This window comes from Halomonas sp. ISL-56 (assembly GCF_018612805.1).
In the GTDB taxonomy this organism is placed as follows: domain Bacteria; phylum Pseudomonadota; class Gammaproteobacteria; order Pseudomonadales; family Halomonadaceae; genus Vreelandella.
This window is the reverse complement of sequence record NZ_JAGGRO010000021.1, coordinates 54,639-78,928: the sequence shown is the minus strand read 5'-3', so window position 1 is coordinate 78,928 and position 24,290 is coordinate 54,639. Positions and strand designations below refer to the sequence as shown.

Sequence of the window (24,290 nt, the reverse complement as noted above, 5' to 3'; positions counted from 1 at the left end):
CATGGCGTTAACCTGGATTGACGCGTTGTTCTTAGCCGTGCTGGCGCTGTCGATGCTAGCCGGATTCGTCAGAGGATTTGTTCGCGAAGCGTTGGGTTTGGCCGCCTGGGTGGTGGCGTTAATGGTTGCCCGAGTGCTCGCCGAGCCGGTGGCCGAGCTGATGAGCGGGTTTATCGAAAGCTTTGATGCCCGCCTGGTACTCGCTTTTATACTTGTGATCTTTGCCGTTATTTTGCTTTGCGGCATCGTGATTCGCTTAGTGCACGCCGCGATTGAGTGGGTGGGCATGGGGCTTTTGAACCGCGTGGCGGGGGCCGCTTTTGGCGTTGCCCGCGGGGCGGTTATTTTGCTTATTGCCACCGTGCTGATTACCCTTACGCCGCTGGCGGAGCTGCAGGCGTGGCAACAGGCGGAGCTGCGGCCCACCTTTATTCAGTTGCGCGATTGGGCGGTGAGCCAGTTAGACCAGTGGGATCGTGAGCTACCTGAGGCGCCAGCGTCACTGCGCGACATTTCTCTACCCGAACTGCGCATGCCTGGTGCGGCAGAGCGAGAAGTTATCCCGACAGGTGATTGACCTGTTACTGAAGAAGTTGATTCTACGAACGTTCGGGCTTGCATAGTTAGGTGACTTAGGTAAGTGACTTAAACAAGCCATGGCATTAAGCGAGGTAACGTGAATGTGCGGTATAGTGGGCCTTCTGGGCAAGCAGGCGGTAAATCAGGGAATCTACGATGCCCTGACCGTACTTCAGCATCGTGGCCAGGACGCTGCCGGCATGATGACATGGAGCGAGGGACGCTTCCTACTGCGCAAGAGTAACGGCTTGGTGCGTGATGTTTTTCACACCCGCCATATGGCACGCCTAAAAGGTAATCTAGGCATTGGTCACGTGCGTTACCCAACGGCAGGCTCTTCCAGCGAAGCCGAGTCGCAGCCGTTCTATGTGAACTCTCCATACGGCATTGCGCTGGCGCACAACGGCAACCTGACCAACTCTGAGCAGTTGAAGCAGGAGCTGTTCTCCACCGATCTGCGTCATATCAATACCAGCTCCGATTCCGAAGTGCTGCTCAACGTGTTTGCCCACGAGCTGGGCAAGCAGGGCTTGCACCTGGAAGCGGAAGATATCTTTGACGCCGTGCGTCGAGTTCACCGTCGCTGTAAAGGTGGCTATGCCGCGGTGGCAATTATTAACGGCTTCGGTATGGTGGCATTCCGTGATCCTTTCGGTATTCGCCCGGTGGTGTTTGGTACCCGCGAAGAAGAAAACGGCCAAGCGGTAATGATCGCTTCCGAATCCGTTGCCCTGGATGTCGGCGGTTTCGAGCTTGAACGTGATCTATCGCCGGGCGAAGCCATTTTTGTCGATATCGAAGGCAATATTCATACGCAGGTGTGCGCGGATCGTCCGCAGCTGCGCTCGTGTATTTTTGAGCACGTGTATCTAGCGCGTCCGGATTCACTGTTGGACGGCGCCTATGTGTATGGCACCCGGATGCAGATGGGCCGTAAGCTGGGCGACCGCATTCTCAACGAGTGGCCGGATCACGATATTGATGTGGTGATTCCTATCCCCGATACCTCGCGCACCTCCGCCCTTGAAATGGCGCAGCATTTGGGTGTGACTTATCGCGAAGGGTTTATGAAGAACCGCTATATTGGTCGCACCTTTATTATGCCGGGGCAGACCCAGCGTAAAAAATCGGTACGTCAGAAGCTGAATGCCATCGACGTTGAGTTTAAGGGCAAAAACGTCCTGCTCGTAGACGACTCTATTGTGCGCGGCACCACCTGCAAGCAAATTATTCAGATGGCCCGCGATGCCGGGGCGCGCAAGGTCTATTTCGCCTCGGCGGCGCCGCCGGTTCGCTTCCCCAACGTGTACGGCATTGATATGCCCGCGGCCTCTGAGTTGATAGCTCATGGCCGTAGCGAAGCGGAAGTGGGGGATCTGATTGGCGCTGACCGCATCTTCTATCAAAACCTGGACGATCTAAAAGCGGCCTGCCGTGAAGTGAATCCTGAGATGGAAGAGTTTGATTGCTCGGTGTTTGACGGCAACTACGTGACCGGTGATATCGACGACGCCTACCTGGCCGCCCTGGAAGCTAGCCGCAATGATTCTGCCAAGGATCAAAGCGCCGGTGACCATGCCCTGGTCGATATGCACAATCAGGACGATGACCTGGACGATTAGGAGAGACGCCTTATGCATGATGATAATCACCAGGAAAACAGTCACCAGATAGACAGTCATCAGGACGAGTGGTCACTTGAGACGCTGGCGATCCGTGCGGGCCATCAGCGCACCTTTGAGCAGGAGCACTCGGAGCCTATATTTCCGACCTCAAGCTTTGTTTACGCAAGCGCTGCTGAAGCGGCGCGTAAGTTCGGTGGGCAGGAGCCGGGCAACGTTTACTCGCGCTTTACCAACCCTACGGTGCATACCTTTGAGCGCCGCCTGGCGGCTCTTGAGGGTGGCGAGCGCTGTGTGGCCACCAGTTCAGGTATGTCGGCGATCCTTTCCACCGTGCTGGCGCTGCTGTCAGCAGGCGATGAGATTGTTGCTTCCCGGTCGCTGTTTGGCTCGACGGTGAGTCTGTTTGATAAATATTTTGGTAAGTTCGGTATTACCACGCGCTATGTTGAGCTTTCCAACCTCTCTGCCTGGGAGGCTGCCATTACCCCCAAAACGAGACTGCTATTTGCCGAAACGCCCTCAAATCCGCTGTCAGAAATTGCCGATATACCGGCTCTTGCAGCGTTGGCAAAGCGTCACGATGCGCTATTGGCCATCGATAACTGCTTTCTTACCCCGGCACTCCAGCAGCCGCTGGCGTTTGGCGCTGATTTGGTGATTCACTCGGCGACCAAGTATCTGGACGGCCAAGGCCGTGCCGTCGGGGGGGCTGTGGTAGGTAGTCATAAACTGCTTGAGGAAGTTTTCGGTGTGGTGCGTACTTGTGGACCTTGCCTTAGCCCCTTCAACGCGTGGATTTTTACCAAGGGACTGGAAACCCTGTCGCTGCGTATGAATGCCCACTGTGACAACGCCTTGACCCTGGCGCGCTGGCTGGATGCCCACCCGGCGGTTACGCAAGTCTTCTATAGCGGTCTGGAACATCATCCCCAGCACGATTTGGCTAAACAGCAGCAAAAAGGTTTTGGTGCCGTTTTGGGTTTTGAAGTGAAGGGCGGCCAGGAGGGTGCGTGGCAGGTGATCGACGCGACTCGTATGCTCTCTATCACGGGTAACCTAGGTGATGTAAAAACCACCATTACTCATCCTGCGACCACCACCCATGGCCGTTTATCCGATACGCAAAAAGAAGCGGCGGGTATTACGCCAGGGCTAATTCGCGTGGCAGTAGGCCTTGAGAGCCAGCAGGATATCCAGCGCGATCTTGCCCGTGGCCTGGATGTTCTCGCTGGCTAGTTGATAGTGAGCAATCCGGCGCTAACGAAAAACCCACCTTTGATGAAGGTGGGTTTTTCGTATTTCTGAAACTTAATGGATCATATGCTGTGCAAGCAAAGAACCATTCTGTGTTTTAAGAAGCGTTGCGGTGGGGCAGGTCTGACAGCGCAATCTGGTCTTCATTATTGGAAGAGTGATTGATGTGCGAGCTCGGAGCAACAACGCTGTTATTCTCTGCACCGCCGTTAACTAAAGGCAAATCAGCCGGCGTCATGTGCAAAGTGTCAGTGCTGTAATTCGCTGAAGAGCTAGGGTGAACAATCTGGTTAAGTTCGCCAGAGCCCTGTTCAGCTAGAACGGCAGTAGAAGTCAACGTCATGGCAATAGCGGTGATAAGGGTGATCTTTTTCATGATTGGCGCTCTCTAATAGAAAATTTGTGTGCAGCTTTTAAGCTTGTTGCACAATGTCTCTTAGGACATGCGCTAATAGTAAGCGTGCAAACAAAATAATTAAATTGATTAAACTTGCAGGATTTGTTCGATTTTGTAGAATGGTTTTTCGGTAAATTTTTCAGAAAGGTGTTTCGTTAAAAATCGTTAGCTGGTTATTCAATGGTTTTTACGAATGAAATATTCTGCTTTTTTCAGAGGTTTTCAGTAGCCTGTAGCGGTAAGGTTCAAAGCATGGTGCATTGCGCAATCCAAGCTCTGATAAGCGCGTTGGCGAAATTGAAGTACCCATGGATAAGAAGCAGTCATGATAATAAGCAGTCATGATAATAAGCAGTCATAGATAAAATGAGGAATAGCAAAATGTTGCGAAACAGTCGCAGCGGATGGGGATTGATCAGTATTCTATTTCACTGGCTAAGTGCGCTGACCATTATCGGACTGTTTGCATTGGGCTGGTGGATGACCGATCTGGGCTATTATGACCCTTGGTATAATCAGGGGCCCTGGGTACACCGCTCTATTGGTATCTTACTGCTGTTTGCCACACTGGCGCGTTTGGTATGGCGCTTCGTCCAGCCGACACCTCGTGCAGAGGGTAGCCGTTTGGAAACTATTGCGGCTCATCTCGGTCACATTATTCTTTATGTACTTGTATTAGGCGTCATGGTGAGTGGCTACTTGATCTCTACCGCCGATGGGCGTGGTATCAGCGTATTTGGTTGGTTCGAGGTGCCTGCGCTGTTATCTGATCTGCCCAATCAGGCAAGCTTGGCGGGAGACATCCATTGGTACAGTGCTTTGGCGCTAATGATTTTAGCCGGTGGGCATGCGCTCGCAGCGCTTAAGCACCATTGGTTAGACAAGCACACAACGCTGGTGCGTATGTTTAACCCCGCTTATAGCATGCGCTCTGATTCAGAGTCGTAAGATAGATCCGTTTTGACCGCCGTGAAGACGATGTCCGCCTGTCACGGTGTTTATTAAGTAACCCAAGGAGTTGTTATTCATGTTAAAGAAGACTGCATTTGCCACTGCGATTGCCGCCGCGGCGCTGGTACCATTGAGCCAGGCTCAGGCAGCTGATTATCAAATCGATACCGAAGGCCAGCATGCCTTCGTTCAATTTAAAATTTCCCACCTGGGCTTCTCTTACATTCTGGGTAGCTTTGAAGAGTTTGATGGTCAGTTTGCTTACGATCCTGAAAACCTCGATGCCTCCTCTGCCGAAATCGAAGTACAGGTTAATAGCCTGACCAGTAACCACGCCGAGCGTGATCGTCATATCTTAAGCGATGACTTCCTCAACGCCAGCGAGTTTCCGACCGCCACGTTCACCTCAACAGGCTTTGAGTCAACGGGCGACAGTGAAGGTGTGCTGACCGGTGATCTAACCCTGCACGGCGAAACCCAAGAGATTGAAATGCCGGTTACGCTGATGGGTGAAGGCGATGACCCTTGGGGCAACTACCGCGCTGGCTTTGAAGGCAGCACCACGCTGACCCTGGGCGATTACGGCATTGATATGAGCGACTTCCCTGAGTCCATGCATGAGCTTGAGCTATACGTGACGTTTGAAGGCATTCGTCAGTAAAGCGTCGTTTTAATTAAACGCCACCACCCTGGGAGGGGTGGTGGCGTTTTTTGCGTTAAAGGCGAATAAAAGGAGAGTAGGCTTGGCAATTGATATGCAGCAACGCGAGTTGGCGATAACCCTATGGCGCCAAACCTGGCCGATGGCCATTGGGGTGTTGGCGTTATTGGGTTTTCAACTTGTTGATAGTGCGTTTATTGCCCGCTTGGGTACCGCGCCACTCGCCGCGCAGTCGTTCACCTTTCCGCTGTCCTTTCTGATTATTGGCATTCAGGTGGGCATGGGTATCGCCATCGCCGCGCTTATTTCCCGGGCATTAGGCGCAGGAGAAGGGGAGCGTGCAAGGCGTTTAAGCAGTTTGGTGCTAATGGCTGGCGGTGGGGTTATCGGCCTGTTAGCGATCGCTTTGTGGCTATTTCATGTGCCCATTTTTCAACTGCTGGGGGCGGATCAAACCACGCTCTCGTATATCCGCATTTATTGGGGCCCGCAGCTGCTATCAGCTTGGCTGGGGGCACTGCTCTATTTTAGCTATAGCGTCTTTCGCGCCCATGGGGATACCCGTTTACCGGGCAAGATGATGGTGCTGAGTAGCCTCGTTAACCTTGCGCTCGATCCTCTGCTGATTTTTGGAGTAGGCGATTGGCAGGGCTGGGGATTGCCGGGTGCTGCCTGGGCAACCGCGATTGCCTTTTCCGTGGGGCTGTTGGTTACCACGCGCAAATTGCTCAAACGCCAGTGGGCATCGCAACAGGGACTGTGGTTAGAAGCACAACAGTCGTGGCGACCGTTTGCTGGCATTGCGGCTCCCGCTATGGTCAGCCAACTAATGCCACCCTTGGCGGCGATGCTGGCTATTTCTGTGGTGGCGGGCCTGGGTGAAAGTGAAGTAGCGGCCTGGGGCTTGGCGAGCCGTTTGGAAACGCTCTCGCTGATGGTGATTCTGGCCATGACCATGTCGCTGCCACCGTGGTTAGGACGCTGCTACGGCGCCGGTGATTGGGGGCAGATACAGCAGCTGATGCGTTTGGCGGTCAAGGTCGCTCTAGCTTGGCAGCTAGGCCTTGGCGTGGTGCTAGCGTTAGGGGCTCCCTGGCTAGCCATGGCATTAGCGGGTAACCCTGACGTGCAAAGCGAGCTCACGCTGCTGATTCGCTTTTTACTCCCCAGCTACGCAGCGCTGGGTATTTGTATGCTGGTTGTGTCAGCAGGCAACGCATTAGGCTGGCCGCTGAGAGCGATGCTGTTATCCAGCGCCCGGCTGTTTATTTGCTATTTGCCCTGCCTATGGCTGGGCTCGCAGTTATTCGGTTGGTGGGGGCTGGCGGCGGGCGCCGCCGTGGGTAACCTGCTGGCGGGCTTTATGGCGTGGCAAGTTATGCGACGTATTTTGTCCCGCCCGCATCGGCAGGCGGGATTCGTCAATTAACGCAGTCGACCTGCTTCTTGAAAAGAGAAGTAGATAAACAGTAGTGCCATACCCAGGTAGCCCATCACGAACTCAGGGGCGGCATTGAGCGATAGCTCCGGGGCATGCATCAGCCCAACGAAGGAAAAGCCTGCGGCAATGGCCGCGAAGGCAGCCGCGCGCCGGAACTGGTGGTCAATCACCGACACGGTCATAGCACCGAGCAGAATGGCCATAAACATGGCCCCTTGGCCCATCACCACAATGGCGCTGGAAATGTCTGTGACGACCTCGCCCGCCCCGCGGTTAAAGCGCGTCATTACGTAGTTGGCGAAGTAGGGCAGCATGGCCAGCGCCACAGCGGGGTAGTAGCGCGTGTCGTTAGCTTGAAAGGCGGTGGCAATCATCGACATACCGACAAACACCAGGATGGGTGCGACCACCGAAACGGGAATAATCGCGGCCAAGGCGGCGATTAAGCCGAACATGGTCGCCAGCGCATATACCGCGCCGTTGAGCAGGCTGTAGCCGCGGCCTGCGCCCATCCATTTGGCCCCCACGGTGGCAATATAGACCGTGGTCGGGAACACGCCGCCAAATAGGGCACCAATCATAGTTCCTGCGCCATCCACTGCCTGACACTCGCGGACATCGTACTTATCGCCCGCTGCTTCCATCGCCTCCACATTATTCATCGTCTCAATAGCGTTATAGAGCGTGATTGGCAGCACCACGGTAAGTACCGCTAGCATACTGGTGAGCAGTAACCCCAGCCCTTCAAACCAGGCCAGATTGGGAAGCAGCGGATAAAAGCCCAAGTGGGTAAATGCATCGCTGAAGCGCTCGGTACCGGCATCGCCAATCAAATAGGCCATGGCGGTGCCGACGATGATGGCGAAGAGCGAGGTGGGTAGCTTAAACGGCATGCTCACTCTAGCAACCAGACCCACAATAATGATCGCTAACACCAGCAGACCAATAATCGGCATTTCCAGGGTTTTGAACAGCATTTCACCGGCGATAAAGGTCAGGGCGACACCGGCAACGGCGCCCAGCATGGCAGCACGCGGCAGGTGATACTGCACCCAGCGGCCAATCACGCTGATGGCGGCTTCGATGGCGCCGCTGATAAAGCAGGCGGCCACCGCTACTTTCCAGGCCATTTCTGCATCACCTGTGAGCTGTTTGGCGGGTAGCAGTACGCCGAACAAGAACACAAACATGACCGGTGTTGAAATGCCGTAAGAGAGCGCCGTGACATCAGCACGGTTCTCTTTGCGTGCCAGCCTTGCCGCGCTCCACGCGTAGTAGAAGTTACCCACCATTACCGCTACCGCAGCACCCGGAAGCACCTGGCCGTATACAATAGAGGAGGGGAATCCCATGCCCAGCATCGTGATCGCGATAATCACAAAGTTGGCAATGTTGTTTTGAAACAGAGCGAAGAACGCGTCGGTGTCTTCTTTTTTGTACCAGGGGTAGTGGGTGCTGGCAGCCGCCATATTAGGCCTCTTGATTATGGTGTGTTGTATACAAGGCAATACTGAGTGTGCCGAAGAGTTGACTAATCGGTCAAGCGCCCGGTACTCAAAAACGTTCAGCACACAAAAACGCCCAGGAAGGCCTGGGCGTTTGTAGTGCGGTAGTACTTGTTAAGTGCTCGGACGCTACCTAGTCGTTGACAGCGGCGATCGCTTTAGCCAAGTAGGGCAGGTTCTCCTGGGAGAAGCCCGCTACGTTGGCGCGACCCGAGCGCACCATGTAGATGCCAAACTCATCGCGCAGACGATCTACCTGTTCCGGGGTTAAGCCGGTGTAGGAAAACATGCCGCGCTGCTCTGCTACGCAGGCGTATTTCTCATCCAGCCCGTAGGGCTTCAGCGCTTCAACGAAATCGCGACGCAGAGTATTAATACGATCGCGCATTTCGGTGAGCTCTTCACGCCATAGCGCTGTCAGCTCGGCGTCGTGGAGAATCTCGCTGACGATAGCGCTGCCGTGAGCAGGCGGGTTTGAGTAGTTTTCCCGGGCAACAATCGCGACCTGGGAACGAATGTTACCCATCTGCTCGCTGTCTTTTGCGACCATGATCAAACAGCCGGTACGCTCGCAGTAAATACCGAAGTTCTTGGAGCAGGAACTGGTGATGATCGCCTCATCCAGGTTTTCCGCCATTAGACGAACGCCATAAGCGTCCTCATCCAGACCTTCGCCGAAGCCCTGATAAGCAAAGTCGATCAGCGGCAGTAGCTTGCGTTCACGGACAATTTCCAGCACTTCCTGCCACTGGTCGTGGGAAAGATCAAACCCGGTAGGGTTGTGGCAGCAGGCGTGAAGTACCACCACATCGCCTTGAGGAATGCTTTTTAGCGCTGTTCGCATACCGTCAAAATCGAGACGATTGTCAGGATCAACGTAAGGATACTTGTGCAGCTCAATACCCGCCGCGGTGAAAATACCGTGGTGGTTGGGCCACGTTGGGTCGCTTACCCAGATACCTTTGCCCGGCAACTGTGAGGAAATGAAGTCGGCTGCTAGACGCAGGGCGCCTGTACCGCCAGGTGACTGGGTAGCGCTGGCACGATTGGCTTTCAATACAGGTGACTCGGCGCCAAACACCATGGGAAGGACTACTTCACCGTAGCTGGGCGCGCCGTGAGAACCAATATAGGTTTTCGTCGTTTCATTCTTGAGCAGACGAGCTTCTGCTTCCTTAACGGCGCGCATAACCGGCGTATTGCCTTGGGTATCGCGGTAAACACCAACACCTAAGTCCACCTTTTGCGGATTGGTATCTTTTTTGAAAGCTTCGATCAGCCCGAGAATGGCGTCTCCTGGGACTCGCTCAATATGCTCAAACATTTAGTTGGCTACCTCGTCGGTTCTGGCGGCAAGAATGAAATCATTAAGATGCAGGCCTTTTATAGCGTGAGACCACCACGTGACGGTGGCTTTGCCCCACTCAGTCATGATGACGGGGTGATGGCCCGCCTGCTCTGCAATATCGCCAACGCGTTGGGTAAAGGCCAATGCGCTAGCAAAGTCACGGAATTTAAAACGTCGCGACAGCTTCATGATGCCATCGTGCTCGACAATCTGCCACTGGCTGAGGCTTTTTAGCCGCTCTTGGGCTTCATCTTTGCTTAGCGGCTGAGCATTTTTGCGGCAAGGTTCGCAAATAGCGTCGGCTAGCGTGGTCATCGTTTTCCTCCTGCGCTGTGGCATTTACTTTTAGCGTAGATGGCAAACGCAGTCGCGACCAACGTCTTTAGCGCTATATAACGCTTGGTCGGCGCGCTCAATCAAACTGGTGAGGGGTTCTCCACAGCGATACTCGGCAACCCCAATGCTTAGCGTCACCTGGCCCGGCCCCATGCCAAAGTCGCGTACACTGATGGCTTGGCGTAAGCGGTCAGCAAGTGCATGGCATTGCTGCAGCGGTGTGAGCGGCAGCACGACCATAAACTCTTCTCCTCCCAGCCGGGCAATCATGTCTTCACACCGCAGTAGCGACTGGGCGTGAGTTGCCAGCTGTTTAAGAACGTCATCGCCATGCAGATGGCCCCAGCGATCGTTAAGGCGTTTAAAATGATCGATATCGATCATCATGATGGAGAGCGGAGTGCCGTGACGGGTGCTCAACGATGCAACATGGGTTAAGTGCATCATCAGTTTGCGCCGATTGGGCAGTTGGGTCAGAGGGTCTGTGTCGCATAGCTTACGCAGTCGCTGCTCTTCGCCAACCTGATCGCTAATGTCCATCATTATGCCGTTCCACTGAACACCGTCGGCAACGGGCTTTGGCTGGGCGCTAACCGCAATCCAGTGAGGTTTTTGTTTTGGAAATGGTAGCCGAAAGCGCGTAGTGAGAGGCAGCATCCAGCGCGCCGAGCGTTCGATCGCCGACATTATCTTTGGGTGGTCGTTGCCGGTCAGTTGCTCAACCAGCTGGCCAGCATTTTGCGCGAGCAGGTCGCGGTCAATATGTTTAAGAGCCGCGCCGCCGCCCTCTAGATAGGGGAACCGCATATGGCCATTGCGAGCGCGGTGAAACTGAAAGATAACGCCGGGTATGTGAGCAACAAGGTGGTCTGCACTGACTTGCTCGGGTGCGTCTATATCATTCACGGGCATGCGTGAATCTCCAAACATATGCCAATTTGAATTCGATCGTGAAGATTAGCCCTAAATACGTAATCAGGATGTAAGCCATTGCAGACAAAATGGCTATTATCTATATTTTTTTAGAATATATATGTTCTATTTTTATATATATTCGATTGTATTCTAAGCAACAGGCAAGGCGTTATTGGCTTTTAGTGGTAAAATTAATTACTTTTTTGCATATCAAAAACTTTTTTTATTCCTGGGGTGGTTTCTTGGAAGCAGGACGAGAGCAAACGTCTCAGCCATACGGCTTGGTAAGTTTAGTGGGCGCAGGGCCTGGCGATCCGGAGTTGTTAACGCTAAAAGCGTATAAGCGCCTTCAGTCCGCTGAAGTGGTGTTGTATGACCGCTTGGTTAGCGATGAAATCGTCGCCTTTATTCCCACGCAGGCACAGCGCTTTTATGTGGGCAAAGCACGCTCGCTGCACAGCGTTCCCCAAGAGGGCATCAATCAAGCGCTAGTCAAATGGGCTCAGCAAGGTAAGCGCGTTGTGCGCTTGAAAGGCGGCGACCCGTTTATTTTTGGCCGTGGTGGAGAAGAGCTTGAAGCGCTGGTGGCGGCGAAAGTGAGCGTGGAAGTGATTCCTGGTGTAACAGCGGCATCAGGCTGTGCGGCGTATGCCGGTATTCCTTTAACCCATCGCGATCACGCTCAGTCGGTGCGCTTTGTTACCGGCCACTTGCAGCAGGGTGAGTGTGAGCTTGACTGGGATGCGTTAGCACGGCCAGGGCAAACCCTGGTGTTTTATATGGGGTTAGGCAGCGTTAGAGTGATTAGCCAAGCATTGGTTAAGCACGGCTTAGCGCCAGACACGCCGCTGGCATTAATTGAGCAGGGGACAACTCGCCAACAGCTTACCCATGTAGGTACGCTGTCTGCACTGCCCGATACTTTCTTGGCGGGCCACATTAAACCGCCTACGCTGCTAATTGTGGGTAGCGTAGTGTCGCTGCATACCACCCTGGATTGGTTCGATGCGCTTAGTGGAGAGGCTTCGGGCTTTCATGAGGGAAAGCATCCCTCATCAGACTAAAATGATAAATATCTTCGCTTGGTTGGTAACACTGCGGCAACATTTATACACGATTTTGTAAACATACTGGCTAGATACTGCGAGCTGTGTATGCTGAAGGGGGAGATCATTCACGGTTAGCGCATTTTCCACGTACTTGATTATCGTCAGTTCGGATAAACGTTAGCTTGGACAAACGTTAGCTTAGACCATAGAGGAAAGCATAATGTCGGAAGCAAACCACTCGGATCACCAGTCGCCAGCCAACAAGCAACAGCCGGCTAAAAAGTCGGACATGAAAACCCTCTTCCAAGATAACCGGGTAAAAGCCATTGCCGGTATCGCAGCTATTGCGGTTATTTGGGCGATTATGGCGCAATCCAATGCAGGTTCCCGCCAGGATCGCGTGGATAGCTTAGAAGAGCAGCTCGCCAGCGCTGAGCAAGAAAATAACCAAATGAGCCAGCGTGTCAGCGAAATCGAGGAAGCTGAAACCAATTTAGCCGCGCTGCAGGAGGAGATGGCATCTCTAGAAGCGCAGCAGCAAGAGGCCCGCTCGTCACTTGAGAGCGCCGAGGGCAATGTCAGTGATGTAGAGTCTCGTTTAGCAGAGCTTGAGTCTGAGCGAGATGCGTTGGAAGAAGAAATTGCCACTCTTAATGAACAGGTAGCTACCGCTGAGAGCGAGATGGGCTCACTGCGTGAGGAACGCGACGAGATCACCAGTACTCGTGATGAGGCGGAGAGCGCCCTCCAGCAAGTTGAAGAGGCACGTACGAGCGCTGAAGAAGCCCGTCAGGAGGCTGAGGCCGCCCGTCAGGAAGCTGAGCAGCAGCGTCAGCAAGCGGTTGAAGAGCTGGGTGCCACTCAAGAAGAGTTATCTTCGCTTGAAGAACAGATTAGCCAAGCTAACGAACAGCTAAGCGGCTTAGAGGAGGAGATTTCTACTGCCCAAAGCGAGCTAGATGAGCTCAAAAGTGAACGCGACTCACTCACCAGCGAGCGCGATGAACTGCAAAATGATGTTGATTCGCTGACGGCGCTTCGCGAAGAGGAAGAGCAGAGCTTGAACCAAGTGCGCAGTGAGTTGGATGACGTCATGGTTGCTCTGGATATGGGGCGTGAAGAAGTGGCTAGCGTTGAGAGCGATATCGAGGTGCGGGAAAGCCAACTGGAGCGTTTAGAGAGTCAGCTAAGTGAATGGCGCAATGAATTATCGACTCTCGACAGTCGCTTGGCCGATGCAGAGCAGTCTGCGGCTGAGGCCACTTCGTCTTCACAGGACAGCGCTGCACAGACTAACTCTTCACAGACTAACTCTTTACAGAACAGTGGCGCTGAAGAGTCAGCAACAGAAGAGAGTTCGTCAAATCAAGGCTCTTCAAGTGAAGGCTCTTCGAGTGAGGGCTCTTCGAGTGAGGGCTCTTCGAGTGAGGGCTCTTCGAGTGAGAGCGCCAATGACAGCGATGGCGGCGAAGAGTCGCAGCAAAACGCGGGCTAACTAGTAGGCTAGAGGACGATGAGGTAAGGCACCTTTCGCGTTAGCAAAATGAGGGCGGATGACGGGGAACCGGCATCCGCCCTCTTGTTGTTGGTTTATGATTGGGGCTACGAGGCGTATCATTCACTCAAATCTTAATGCAGTTGTTAACAGCATAAAACGAGGAGTGCCATTGAATGGATGGGGTTAAGCATATTATTGCAGTGGCATCGGGCAAAGGGGGCGTGGGGAAATCCACTGTCACCGTGAACTTGGCGTTAGCGTTGGCGGCACAGGGCTATCGCGTGGGTGTCCTAGATGCTGATATCTATGGGCCCAGCCAGGCGCAAATGCTCGGTGTTAAAGAGGGCGTGCGCCCTCAGGCGGCAGGCAATGACAAATTCCTTCCGCTCCAGGCCCATGGCATTCAGGCCATGTCGATGGCGTTTATGGTTAATACCCGTGAGCCAATGGTATGGCGTGGGCCGATGGTGGTAGGCGCATTCCAGCAGATGCTGACGCAGACTCAATGGGATAATCTCGATTTTCTATTGATCGACATGCCCCCAGGTACTGGCGATATCCAGCTGACCTTGGCCCAGAAAGTGCCGGTGGCAGGCGCGGTGATTGTGACTACCCCACAGGACATTGCACTGTTAGATGCCCGTAAAGGAATCGAAATGTTCCGTAAGGTTAACGTGCCAGTGCTTGGCGTTGTTGAAAATATGAGCCTTTACCATTGCGAAAATTGCGGTCATGAGGCGGCGATTTTCGGTACTGGCGGTGGCGATAGCATCGCTCAGGAGTACGATACGCAAGTGCTTGGACGACTACCGCTGACGCTTTCCATCCGAGAGCTGACTGATTCGGGACGCCCAAGCGTCGTTTCTGAGCCTGAGGGGGCGGTAAGTCAGACTTTTGCGGCTATCGCTAAAAAAGTCGCTGAAGCGGTTAGCGCGAATCAAGGCGACGGCCCAACTATTTCTTTTAGTGAGTGATAACGAAATAAATGAGTATCAAATCTGATAATTGGATTCGTCGCATGGCCAAAAGCGACGCGATGATCGAGCCCTTTGAAGCCGAGCAAGTGCGCTATGTAAATGAGCAGCGCGTGATTTCTTACGGTACCTCAAGCTACGGCTATGACGTGCGCTGCTCAGATGAATTCAAAGTCTTTACCAATATTCACTCCGCTATTGTTGATCCCAAAGCGTTTGATGCGAAAAGCTTTGTCGATATTAAAGGCGACGTATGCATTATTCCGCCTAACTCGTTTGCCCTGGCGCGCACGGTGGAGTACTTCCGTATTCCCCGTAACGTGCTGACTATCTGCTTGGGTAAATCCACTTACGCGCGCTGTGGCATTATTGTTAACGTGACACCGCTGGAGCCCGAGTGGGAAGGCCACGTGACCTTGGAATTCTCTAATACCACCAATCTGCCGGCGAAAATCTATGCCCATGAGGGTGTGGCGCAGATGCTGTTCCTAGAGTCCGATGAAGTGTGCGAAACGTCGTATAAAGACCGCGGCGGGAAGTATATGGGTCAGCGTGGCGTTACTCTGCCGCGTACCTAGCCCTAGGTAATGCATTGCTACAAAAAGCTCCTTACGGGAAAACCGTAAGGCGCTTTTTTAATGCTTACTACGAAGATGATGTGCTAGTCCGGCGACTCTTCGTCGAGCTCCTCATCAAGCTCTTCTGCAGCGTCGGCGTGGGCAAGCCGCATACCGTGTTCTGGCAGCAGATGACCATCCATTTTGGCGCCTTCGGCGCTGAACTGTAGCCTGCCTTCCAAAAACCACTGCACCGCAATCGGGTAGATCAGATGCTCCCGGGCGCGAACCTTCTCTTGCAGTGTTTCAGCGCTATCATCAGCGCTGACCAGCAGCTCCGCCTGCAGTACCACCGGGCCACCGTCCAGCTCTTCAGTGACGAAGTGAACGCTACAGCCATGGCTGGCAACACCGTCTGCCAAGGCGCGGGCGTGGGTGTTGAGCCCTTGGTAAGCTGGCAGCAGCGAAGGGTGGATGTTCAGCATCCGTCCCAGAAAGCGCTGCACAAAACGAGGTGTCAAAATGCGCATAAAGCCGGCGAGGACGATCAGATCTGGCTCGTGGCGCTCAATGACCTTGATTAAGGCGCCGTCATAAGCTTCGCGACTATCGTATTCCCGGTGGGGTAGGGCAACCGCTTCAATGCCTGCTTCATGGGCACGCTTCAAGCCATAGGCGTCAGTGATATTGGAAATGACCGCGACAATCTCACCACCGCCTAATCGGTCATGGGACTGAGCATCAATCAGCGCCTGCAGATTGCTACCACTGCCTGAAATAAGCACTACAATACGTCGCGCACCGAGGGGCTCCGGCGTTACATCTTTAATAGTATCGCTCTGGTAGTCCGTATTGGTCATGCCGAGAGGTTCTCCAGAATAACGGCGTCCCCTTGGCGTTTAACGATCTGACCTAGACGATAAACGGATTCGCCTTCGGCTTCCAGATGCGCCACAGCCTGCTCTGCTTGATGTTGCGGCACTACAACGACCATGCCAATACCGCAATTAAGTACGCGGTGCATTTCGGTTTCATTCACGTTGCCGTGAGCCTGCAGCCAGTCAAACACAGCGGGGCGCTGCCAGCTGGCAATATCGATATGCGCAGCGAGGTTGTCGGGCAGCACGCGAGGAATGTTTTCAAGCAAGCCGCCGCCAGTAATGTGCGATAACGCGTGTACAGCAATATCGCTGCCGCGCATTAAGGAGAGCAGTGATTTTACATAGATGCGGGTAGGTGCCATCAGCGCATCGCCGAGGGTTTTGCCGTCGATGTCGGTCTCTAGCGAAGCATTGCTGACCTCGAGTATTTTACGAATCAGCGAGTAGCCATTGGAGTGTGGTCCAGATGACGCCAGCCCTAAGATTACATCACCTTCGGCCACTTTACTGCCATCTAAAATATCGGCTTTTTCAACCACGCCCACGCAAAAGCCCGCTAAATCGTAGTCACTGCCTTCGTACATGCCCGGCATTTCGGCAGTTTCGCCGCCTACGAGAGCGCAGCCAGCCAGTTCGCAACCAGCGCCAATGCCGGTAACAACGTCAGCAGCAATATCCACATCTAGCTTACCCGTGGCATAGTAGTCGAGAAATAGTAGCGGTTCGGCGCCAGCCACGATGAGATCGTTGACACACATAGCGACCAAGTCAATACCGATGGTGTCGTGCTTGCCAAGATCCATCGCCAGGCGCAGCTTGGTGCCGACGCCATCGGTGCCTGAGACAAGTACGGGCTGCCGGTAGCCCGCTGGTATTTCGCATAGCGCGCCAAAACCGCCAAGGCCGCCCATTACTTCTGGGCGAGTAGTGCGTTTGGCAACATGTTTAATGCGGTCAACTAAGGCGTTACCGGCATCAATATCGACGCCGGCGTCCTTATAGCTGAGAGAAGGAGTAGCCGAAGAAGAGGAAGTCTCGGTCATGACAGATCCTGTGAAGCAAATAGCGGTGCTGGTAGTGCTGGCGACGAGGCCAGTGCTAGACGATAACTGGAGCGGATTGTAACACTCAGCGGCGCAGGCCGCACCGCTGTCGCACATGATGAAAAGCTTACGAGCGAGTTTCGCCAATATGCGGCATAGTAGTGATGAGTAAAAATAGTAGTAATGAGTAAAAACAGTAGTGGTAAGTAAAAATAGTAACGATAAGTGAAACTGGTCAGATTCAATCCACGTTTGAGAGGAAACTATGCGGAATTCTTGGTGGGGTGTCCTATTTTTGGTGGTGATAGGCGGCTTGATCTATTTGTTAGACGCGGTGCTGATGCCTTTTATTGCTGGGATGATACTCGCTTACTTAGCTGATCCGCTGGCTAACCGTTTCCAACGCTGGGGCATGAATCGGCCGTTCGCGGTAAGTAGCGTGTTTTTAGTACTGTTGATCGTGCTTGTGGTGAGTTTGTTGATACTAATACCGCTTCTTGTTCAACAGCTTAAGCAGCTGGGCGAGGCAATCCCCGGTATCTTCAATTGGGTAGAAAATACCCTCGCTCCCCAGGTACAAGAGTGGACGGGTTATGACCTCACCGCAGAGTTAACCAATGCCCGGGAGACGCTGGTCGAAAACTGGCGCGATGCAGGTGGCTACCTAGCCCAGGCGCTTGGTCAAATAGGCCGTTCTGGCATGGCCTTTGCGTCTTGGATCACCTATGTAGCACTGATTCCTGTGGTTACCTTCTATTTGCTGTTGGATTGGAACCGGCTGCTGACCAATATCGCTAATCTCATACCACGCCAGTGGGCGGACGACACCTTCCGGCTAGCGCGTCGCTGTGATGAGGTGCTGTCGTCTTTTTTACGTGGACAACTGCTGGTGATGCTCTGTCTAGGGATTATTTATGCAGTGGGCTTAACGCTGATGGGGCTTAATTTTGGCCTGTTGATTGGCTTTGTGTCTGGGTTAGTAAGCATCGTGCCGTTCTTGGGCTTTATTGTCGGCTTGGTGATAGCGCTTGTTGTTGCACTGTTCCAATACGCTACCTGGTGGGCAGTACTCGGGGTCATCTTGGTATTTAGCATTGGTCAAATGGCCGAGAGCGTGATTCTACAGCCTAAATTATTGGGCGATAAAATTGGCCTGCACCCGGTCGCGGTTATATTTGCCGTACTGGCGGGCGGCAATCTGTTTGGGTTAACCGGTGTGCTGCTGGCACTTCCGGTTGCTGCGGTTATCCTGGTGCTACTCAAGGAAGTTAAAGTTCGCTATCAGGACAGCGAGCTTTACGATGATCATAATGCTGATAATCATACAATAATCGAGGTCAGTTCTTCGCACCATGATGAGCTGGGACGTCGTGATGAACGGGAGTCACCATGAGCCGAATGCCGGCACAGCTTCCCTTGGGAATTGGTCTGCGTGATGACGCGACCTTCGACAACTACTATGTGGCGCGATCAAATAAACCGCTGGTAGAGCACCTTACCCAGCAGCTTACTTCAGAGGGAGAACAGTTTCTCTTTTTGTGGGGTTCGCCAGGGGTGGGGCGAAGCCACCTGCTTCAGGCGGCGTGCCATGCAGCGTCAGATGCCGATAAGCGCGCGCTTTACTTGCCGCTGAATGACTTGGGCCACTTTCCACCATTAATGCTGGAAGACATTGAGCGCTTGGATCTTGTCGCCATTGATGACCTGGAGTGCGTGATGGGGCGCAAGCGCTGGGAGGAAGCGCTGTTTCATGCTTTTAACCGGCTAAGAGACGCGGGGAAAAAATTAGTCATCGCCGCCAGTGCCTCTCCGCGACAGCTAAACGTGGTGCTACCTGATTTGGCTTCGCGCCTGGCCTGGGGAGTCACTTTTCATGTTCATCCCTTAGAGGATGATGACGAACGTTTGGCAGCGCTAAAGCTGCGCGCCAGCGTGAGAGGTATGCAATTGCCTGATGACGTTGGGCGCTATATTTTGCACCGTGGTCCTCGCGAGTTAGGTGAGCTTTGCCGCGCCGTGGAAACCCTGGATAAAGCATCGCTATCAGCCAAACGTAAATTGACGATTCCGTTTGTGAAATCCGCCCTCGGTTGGTAAAGCCGCTGGTAAAATAGGCTAAAGATAGTAACTAAAACGCCCCTGTCAGCGAGAGCCGACAGGGGCGTTTATACGACTTGCTTACCAGCTTATTGATTCAATAAGCGATTAAGCGGTTTTGCTCAACTTGCTAGCAGCGGTTTGCGCCTGCTTAACGTTGTCTTCGGTAATTTTCTGGCTTTTCTGGATGAAGTCTTGCTGTAGGGATACGACTTTATCGGTATCGCCCTTAACACGCTCAGCCAGCTCTTTAGCCACTTTTTGCTGACCTTCCATATAGCTGCGCAGACCTTCTGCGTCTTTCACGTCCATCATTTGACGCATTTGCGCAATGCCGGTATCAACGTAGGCTTTGCTGGCGTCCATTTGAGCGTTAAGCATTTTTTCGCTGTAATCGATGCTCAGCGCCATGTAAGCGCGTACTGGCGCCATAAACATGTTGTCAAATTGCTGAGTCATTTCGTTAGTATTTAATGTACGCATCGTCATACCCTCCAGGGTTTGGTCTTGCCAAAAGCAGCTATCCAGAGGTTGGCGCTGCCTATTGAGTGGTTAGCTTTTTAAGCTATCTTGCGTTGCAGCATAGCAACTGTTTTTGTGCAGTGCAACATTTGGTTTTTGGCATTTAATGCCCGTGGGGTAAGCATATGTTTACCCGTATGGTCTAAACAGCTAGCTTGAAGGTAGAGAAGGTGGCTTTAAACAGCGAACGATAGACCGGTTACGGGCTCAGATAAGCATCACTGTTAATCTCACTGTTGGGAGAAAGAGCAATGGCAACACGGAAGGAACGCGACAGCATGGGCGAATTGGAAGTGTCATCTGAGGCCCTTTATGGTGCGCAGACTCAGCGGGCAATCAATAACTTTCCTGTCTCTCATTCGCCCATGCCCCCGGCCTTTATTCACGCCGTCGCGCGTATCAAGCTAGCGGCAGCCCGCGCTAATCAAACCCTGGGAGGGCTTGATAGCGCGCGTGGGGAGGCAATTCAAAAAGCGGCGCGCGAAGTGTTAACGGGTAAGCATGATCAGCACTTTCCCATCGACGTGTTTCAAACCGGTTCAGGCACCTCCACCAATATGAACGTCAATGAAGTGTTGGCGACCTTGGCAAGCCGAGAGGGGGTTGAGGTAACCCCGAACGATCACGTCAATATGGGGCAGTCCAGCAATGACGTAATTCCTACGGCGATTCACCTGTCGGCTGCCATCGCGGTGCACGAATCGCTGCGCCCAGCCCTGGTTCACCTGCGCGATACCATCGACCAGCGCGCCAGTGAGTTGAGCCATGTGGTGAAAACTGGACGTACCCATCTCATGGACGCCATGCCGCTGCGTATGGATCAAGAGCTGGGCGCTTGGTCGAGTCAATTGAGTCAGGCCATTGAGCGCTTTGATAGCGCCATGAAGAGGCTGTGTCGGTTAGCCCAGGGCGGCACCGCCGTGGGTACCGGCATTAACGCACCTATCGGCTTTGCTGAGCAGATAGCGCAAGAGCTGAGCGAGCAGACGGGGTTGATGTTCACGCCTAATGACAGCTTCTTTGCCAGCCTCTCTTCCCAGGATGCAGCGGTAGAGCTTTCCGGGCAATTGAAAGGCTTGGCTTGCGTGATTATGAAAATTGCCAACGACTTGCGCTGGATGAATTCAGGGCCGCTGGCTGGGCTAGCGGAGATTGAACTCGAGGCGCTTCAGCCCGGCAGTTCGATTATGCCGGGGAAAGTTAACCCCGTTATTCCTGAGTCGGCTGCTCAAGCTGCTGCTCAAGTCATCGGTCTGGATGCTGCGATTACCGTCGCGGGGCAAAGTGGCAATTTCCAATTAAATGTAATGTTGCCGCTGATAGCTTCCAATCTGCTTACCTCCATTAGCTTGATGAGTAATACCGCACGGCTGCTGGCTGACCGTGCGATTGCCACCTTTAAGGTTCGTGAAGATAACCTAAAAGAACCGTTGGCGAGGAATCCTATCTTGGTGACCGCGCTAAATGGTGCCATTGGCTACAACGCCGCCGCGGCTATTGCCAAAGAGGCTTATCAAGCGGGGCGGCCGATTATTGATGTGGCGGAAGAGAAAACTGACCTTGACCGGGAGACGCTAGAGCGGCTGCTGGATCCGGCCGCGTTAACTCAGGGAGGCATCCCGGAGTAAAGCGTTTAAGGTCAGCTTACGTGAGGCTTCCCGTTTTCAGGTCTCTTGCTGCTCAGTTTTACCTTGCTGGATTGTTTCGCTGGCTTCGCTACGCTCTTCGGTATTAGCTTCGGGTGTTTCATGCTCGTTTTGGCGCGAGGGGCGATAGCAAAAGGTGGCCAGTATCGGAAAGTGGTCGGAGCCGAAGTAGCTAAGGCGCTGCATGCCGACTAAGGTGAAGTGCTCGGTCACAAAGATATGATCTAGGGGCCAGCGCAATACTGGATATTTTGCGTGAAAGGTGCTGAATAAGCCACGTCCCCGGCGTGGATCGAGCATGCCGCCAACACGGCAAAACAGTCGTGTTGTGCGTGACCAAGCCACATCGTTCAGATCGCCAGCGACCAATGTCGCTTGTGGATCTTCATGAATCTTTTTACCCACCAGCAGCAGCTCTGCATCCCGCCACAGGGATTTTTCACTTTCGCTGGGCGCTGGTGGTCGGGGGTGGAGTGCGTAAAAGCGAATTCTATCGCCGTTGGCTAGCGTTACGCGGGTATGAATGGACGGAATGTCGTCTTGAATCAGCCACTCGACGGAGGTGTCGGAGAGTTCGAGGTGCGAGTACAGGTGCATGCCGTAGAGGTTGTCGAGTGGGATTTTAACGCTGTGCGGCCACTGTTCTGCGAGCGCAGGATCCAGTTGATCCTGCCACCACTGATCTGACTCTAGGGTCAGTACAATGTCGGGCTGATGCTGTTTAATCATATCGATCAAGGGTTGAACTTGCCGATTCGGGGTCAGCACGTTAGCGATCAAAAGCGTGATCTTTTTATCTGCATCGTTACTCTCTGCCGCCTTAACCTGCACAGGCCACAACGTTGTGAAGGGCAAAATGTAATAGCCTTGAAATAGCACAGTGATACCCGAGGCGAGTAGGGCCACCCATAGCCAGGGGCCTGATTCAACCAAGGAAACGGCTAATAACCAGTTGATTAGGGCTAGGAAAGCGATCTGCAGGCGTGGGAATTCAAAACTGCGAATCCACCACCAGTGCAAATGTATGCGTGCTATCAGCGTCGCCAATAACAGCACGATCGCTATGCTTCCTAGCAAAATACCTGGCATGGTTTATCTCCCTGTAGATAACGACCAACAAATTGAAGCGCTAAGCCTAGCGCTAGAAGGTTGTAGGTGTCGAATTGAACATCTATTCGACATGGGAGTAAAGCCGGTGGGAAGAGGGCGCACAATGGGAAAGAGCTTGCAATTCAGTGATAAAAGCGTAAGATATGCATCCGTTGCAAGGCGTGCAGCTATCCAAATAGCGCACTCCAGATAGACTAATAGCAGATAGACAGATAGATGGCGTAATAGAACCATAGCTCAGTTGGTTAGAGCGCCACGTTGACATCGTGGAGGTCGGCGGTTCAAATCCGCCTGGTTCTACCAGTCTAATGTCGAGCCTTTTTTCAGGACCATAGCTCAGTTGGTTAGAGCGCCACGTTGACATCGTGGAGGTCGGCGGTTCAAATCCGCCTGGTCCTACCAGCTTTTATCAAAAACGCCCCAGGCATTTACTGCTTGGGGCGTTTTTGCGTGGACGTTATGTAGCGGCAGGCTCTATCAGGTCGGGCAGCTCGGTCTGGCGCATAAACGTTGCTACCAGCGCTTCAACACCGGCTTGATCTTGTTGAGTAAAGCGCGCATGCATTGGGCTATCCAGATCCAAGACGCCCCACAGACGGCCATCCACTACGATGGGAACCACTAGCTCAGAGCGAGAGTTGGCGTCGCAGGCAATATGGTCGGCAACCGCATGCACGTCGTCCACTCGCTGGGTGGTTTGCAGTCGGGCAGCCGCGCCGCATACGCCTTTGCTAAAGGGAATTGGATGGCAAGCGGGTTGACCCTGAAACGGGCCTAGGCCTAATACATTTGGCTGGCGCTGAAGGTAAAAGCCCACCCAGTTTAAGTTGCTAAGCTGTTGGTGAATAAAGGCACAGGTTTGCGCGCTGTTGGTCAGCCAATCGCGGGTATCGAGCAGTGCTTCAAGCTGGCGATTGAGGAGGGGGTAGTCAACACTGTTTTGCATTTGGCATCCTTCGCTACTAATGCAGCAGGCCGGCACTTTTGCATAGGGGGTTACCTATGCGTGCCGGCCTGCATGTTATCTATTGATGGCTAGTGTGCAGTGTTACTCGATCCAGCCAGGTACGGCTGCGCCTTTGAATAGCTCTTCGGCTTTCTCGATCACTTCATCGCGCTGATAAGCGTCGACCAGCTGGCGAATCTCTTCACGATCTTCGTCGCCGCCGCGCACTGCAATCAGGTTGACGTAAGGGGACTCGGGGCCCTCTTTGATTAAGGCATCATCCAGGCTTAAGCCAGCCGGCTGTGCGAAGGTGTTGTTGATGAACGCCATGTCCACATCGGGCAGCACGCGGGGTAGCTGGGCGGCTTCAATTTCGCGGAAACGGAAGTCGCGGGGGTTTTCCGCGATATCGATTGGTGTGGATTCTAGGAATTCAGGATCATTAAGGGTGATCAGGCCCTCGTTGTGCATCAAAATCAGCGCGCGTCCTTCATTGGAAGGGTCGTTGGGCAGCGCGATCTGAGCACCGTCAGGCAAGTCATCAATGCTGTCATATTTTTCGGAATAGGCGCCAATCGGGTAAACGAACGTATAGCCAGCGATGGCCAAATCATAGCCACGGTCGTCGACCATCGACTGTAAATAGGGCTCATGCTGGTAGGCATTGGCATCTAAGCTGCCGTCGGCCAGGGCGGCATTGGGAGTGACGTAGTCGGTAAACTCGATGATTTCGACATCAAGGTTGTACTCTTCTTTGGCAATGCGCGCTGCCACTTCCATCACTTCAGTTTCAGGGCCCGCAACAGTGCCCATTTTGATGCTGCGCGTTTCAGCATTGGCGACGTTAACCGCAAGCGCCAGGGCGGTAAGGCTACCGATAATTAGTTTTTGCATAAGATCTCTCCAGTGACGTTGTGCTTAATGGTGCAATGATGCGGCAATAAAAAACCGCTGT

24 protein-coding genes and 2 tRNA genes are annotated in these 24,290 nt (G+C 53.4%); 15 read left to right on the top strand and 11 right to left on the bottom strand.

Annotated elements, in window-relative coordinates:
- Position 1: 1 nt before the first annotated feature.
- From J7J49_RS18335 to J7J49_RS18325, 3 genes are all read left to right on the top strand, one after another.
- A complete protein-coding gene (locus J7J49_RS18335; protein ID WP_064233502.1) occupies positions 2-577 on the top strand; it encodes a CvpA family protein in 576 nt (191 codons plus the stop codon).
- A gap of 103 nt (positions 578-680) precedes the next feature.
- The gene (gene purF / locus J7J49_RS18330) at positions 681-2,201 is read left to right on the top strand and encodes an amidophosphoribosyltransferase (RefSeq protein WP_215094674.1); all 1,521 of its coding nucleotides are present in this window, start codon (positions 681-683) and stop codon (positions 2,199-2,201) included.
- Positions 2,202-2,213: 12 nt separating this feature from the next.
- Positions 2,214-3,440, top strand: coding sequence for an O-succinylhomoserine sulfhydrylase (locus J7J49_RS18325; RefSeq protein ID WP_215094673.1), 1,227 nt, complete (start codon positions 2,214-2,216; stop codon positions 3,438-3,440).
- A 115-nt stretch (positions 3,441-3,555) separates the two neighbouring features.
- Here J7J49_RS18325 and J7J49_RS18320 read toward each other — a convergent pair whose 3' ends face one another.
- Positions 3,556-3,834 carry a hypothetical protein gene (locus J7J49_RS18320; protein ID WP_064233505.1) on the bottom strand — a complete coding sequence of 93 codons (279 nt, stop codon included), beginning with the start codon at positions 3,832-3,834 and terminating at the stop codon, positions 3,556-3,558.
- A 402-nt stretch (positions 3,835-4,236) separates the two neighbouring features.
- Between J7J49_RS18320 and J7J49_RS18315 the strand changes: the two genes are divergently transcribed.
- The 3 genes from J7J49_RS18315 to J7J49_RS18305 all read left to right on the top strand — a co-directional run bounded on the left by J7J49_RS18315 (position 4,237) and on the right by J7J49_RS18305 (position 6,896).
- Positions 4,237-4,803, top strand: a complete 567-nt coding sequence (locus tag J7J49_RS18315; RefSeq protein WP_064233506.1) for a cytochrome b — start codon at positions 4,237-4,239, stop codon at positions 4,801-4,803.
- Between the two features lie 79 nt (positions 4,804-4,882).
- Positions 4,883-5,467, top strand: a complete 585-nt coding sequence (locus J7J49_RS18310; protein WP_215094671.1) for a YceI family protein — start codon at positions 4,883-4,885, stop codon at positions 5,465-5,467.
- Between the two features lie 94 nt (positions 5,468-5,561).
- Positions 5,562-6,896 carry an MATE family efflux transporter gene (locus J7J49_RS18305; RefSeq protein ID WP_215094738.1) on the top strand — a complete coding sequence of 445 codons (1,335 nt, stop codon included), beginning with the start codon at positions 5,562-5,564 and terminating at the stop codon, positions 6,894-6,896.
- On the opposite strand, the gene J7J49_RS18300 is transcribed toward J7J49_RS18305, so the two are convergent.
- The 4 genes from J7J49_RS18300 to J7J49_RS18285 all read right to left on the bottom strand — a co-directional run bounded on the left by J7J49_RS18300 (position 6,893) and on the right by J7J49_RS18285 (position 11,009).
- A complete protein-coding gene (locus tag J7J49_RS18300; protein WP_215094669.1) occupies positions 6,893-8,377 on the bottom strand; it encodes an NCS2 family permease in 1,485 nt (494 codons plus the stop codon). The two genes, J7J49_RS18305 and J7J49_RS18300, sit on opposite strands and share 4 nt — an antisense overlap.
- Before the next feature lie 169 nt (positions 8,378-8,546).
- Positions 8,547-9,737, bottom strand: a complete 1,191-nt coding sequence (locus tag J7J49_RS18295; protein WP_215094667.1) for an amino acid aminotransferase — start codon at positions 9,735-9,737, stop codon at positions 8,547-8,549.
- A complete protein-coding gene (locus J7J49_RS18290) occupies positions 9,738-10,076 on the bottom strand; it encodes a 4a-hydroxytetrahydrobiopterin dehydratase (protein ID WP_215094666.1) in 339 nt (112 codons plus the stop codon).
- A gap of 30 nt (positions 10,077-10,106) precedes the next feature.
- Positions 10,107-11,009: a GGDEF domain-containing protein gene (locus J7J49_RS18285; RefSeq protein WP_215094664.1), complete on the bottom strand. Its 903-nt coding sequence runs from the start codon at positions 11,007-11,009 to the stop codon at positions 10,107-10,109.
- Positions 11,010-11,254: 245 nt separating this feature from the next.
- Here J7J49_RS18285 and cobA point away from each other — a divergent pair, with 245 nt between their 5' ends.
- The 4 genes from cobA to dcd all read left to right on the top strand — a co-directional run bounded on the left by cobA (position 11,255) and on the right by dcd (position 15,111).
- Positions 11,255-12,076 (top strand): uroporphyrinogen-III C-methyltransferase, encoded by an 822-nt coding sequence (cobA, locus tag J7J49_RS18280; protein WP_215094662.1) that lies wholly within the window; start codon positions 11,255-11,257, stop codon positions 12,074-12,076.
- Positions 12,077-12,281: 205 nt separating this feature from the next.
- Complete coding sequence (locus J7J49_RS18275) at positions 12,282-13,556, top strand: coiled-coil domain-containing protein (protein ID WP_215094660.1); 1,275 nt, start codon at positions 12,282-12,284, stop codon at positions 13,554-13,556.
- 176 nt (positions 13,557-13,732) lie between these two features.
- On the top strand, positions 13,733-14,533 hold the full coding sequence (gene apbC / locus J7J49_RS18270) for an iron-sulfur cluster carrier protein ApbC (protein WP_064233513.1): 801 nt from the start codon (positions 13,733-13,735) through the stop codon (positions 14,531-14,533).
- An 11-nt stretch (positions 14,534-14,544) separates the two neighbouring features.
- A complete protein-coding gene (gene dcd, locus J7J49_RS18265) occupies positions 14,545-15,111 on the top strand; it encodes a dCTP deaminase (RefSeq protein ID WP_040481325.1) in 567 nt (188 codons plus the stop codon).
- Positions 15,112-15,194: 83 nt separating this feature from the next.
- On the opposite strand, the gene purN is transcribed toward dcd, so the two are convergent.
- Together purN and purM are read right to left on the bottom strand one after the other, a co-directional pair.
- Positions 15,195-15,950 (bottom strand): phosphoribosylglycinamide formyltransferase, encoded by a 756-nt coding sequence (gene purN, locus J7J49_RS18260; protein ID WP_215094658.1) that lies wholly within the window; start codon positions 15,948-15,950, stop codon positions 15,195-15,197.
- Positions 15,947-17,014 carry a phosphoribosylformylglycinamidine cyclo-ligase gene (gene purM / locus J7J49_RS18255; RefSeq protein WP_064233515.1) on the bottom strand — a complete coding sequence of 356 codons (1,068 nt, stop codon included), beginning with the start codon at positions 17,012-17,014 and terminating at the stop codon, positions 15,947-15,949. Before purM ends, purN begins: the two co-directional genes overlap by 4 nt.
- A 265-nt stretch (positions 17,015-17,279) precedes the next feature.
- On the opposite strand from purM, the gene J7J49_RS18250 reads away from it, so the two are divergent.
- Together J7J49_RS18250 and hda are read left to right on the top strand one after the other, a co-directional pair.
- Positions 17,280-18,407: an AI-2E family transporter gene (locus J7J49_RS18250; RefSeq protein WP_215094656.1), complete on the top strand. Its 1,128-nt coding sequence runs from the start codon at positions 17,280-17,282 to the stop codon at positions 18,405-18,407.
- On the top strand, positions 18,404-19,111 hold the full coding sequence (gene hda, locus J7J49_RS18245; protein WP_064233517.1) for a DnaA regulatory inactivator Hda: 708 nt from the start codon (positions 18,404-18,406) through the stop codon (positions 19,109-19,111). The genes J7J49_RS18250 and hda overlap by 4 nt, the downstream gene beginning before the upstream one ends.
- Positions 19,112-19,219: 108 nt before the next feature.
- Here the strand turns inward: hda and J7J49_RS18240 are convergent, their stop codons facing one another.
- Positions 19,220-19,594, bottom strand: a complete 375-nt coding sequence (locus tag J7J49_RS18240; RefSeq protein ID WP_064233518.1) for a phasin family protein — start codon at positions 19,592-19,594, stop codon at positions 19,220-19,222.
- A 290-nt stretch (positions 19,595-19,884) separates the two neighbouring features.
- Here J7J49_RS18240 and J7J49_RS18235 point away from each other — a divergent pair, with 290 nt between their 5' ends.
- Positions 19,885-21,261 (top strand): class II fumarate hydratase, encoded by a 1,377-nt coding sequence (locus J7J49_RS18235; RefSeq protein WP_215094653.1) that lies wholly within the window; start codon positions 19,885-19,887, stop codon positions 21,259-21,261.
- A gap of 36 nt (positions 21,262-21,297) precedes the next feature.
- On the opposite strand, the gene J7J49_RS18230 is transcribed toward J7J49_RS18235, so the two are convergent.
- The gene (locus J7J49_RS18230) at positions 21,298-22,368 is read right to left on the bottom strand and encodes an endonuclease/exonuclease/phosphatase family protein (RefSeq protein ID WP_215094652.1); all 1,071 of its coding nucleotides are present in this window, start codon (positions 22,366-22,368) and stop codon (positions 21,298-21,300) included.
- A gap of 247 nt (positions 22,369-22,615) precedes the next feature.
- Between J7J49_RS18230 and J7J49_RS18225 the strand changes: the two genes are divergently transcribed.
- A tRNA-Val gene (locus J7J49_RS18225) sits at positions 22,616-22,692 on the top strand.
- A gap of 22 nt (positions 22,693-22,714) precedes the next feature.
- A tRNA-Val gene (locus J7J49_RS18220) sits at positions 22,715-22,791 on the top strand.
- Between the two features lie 55 nt (positions 22,792-22,846).
- Here the strand turns inward: J7J49_RS18220 and msrC are convergent.
- Complete coding sequence (msrC, locus tag J7J49_RS18215; RefSeq protein WP_215094650.1) at positions 22,847-23,335, bottom strand: free L-methionine (R)-S-oxide reductase MsrC; 489 nt, start codon at positions 23,333-23,335, stop codon at positions 22,847-22,849.
- Positions 23,336-23,437: 102 nt separating this feature from the next.
- Entirely contained in the window at positions 23,438-24,229 is a 792-nt protein-coding gene (locus J7J49_RS18210) for a MetQ/NlpA family ABC transporter substrate-binding protein (protein WP_064233522.1), read from the bottom strand.
- Positions 24,230-24,290: the final 61 nt, after the last annotated feature.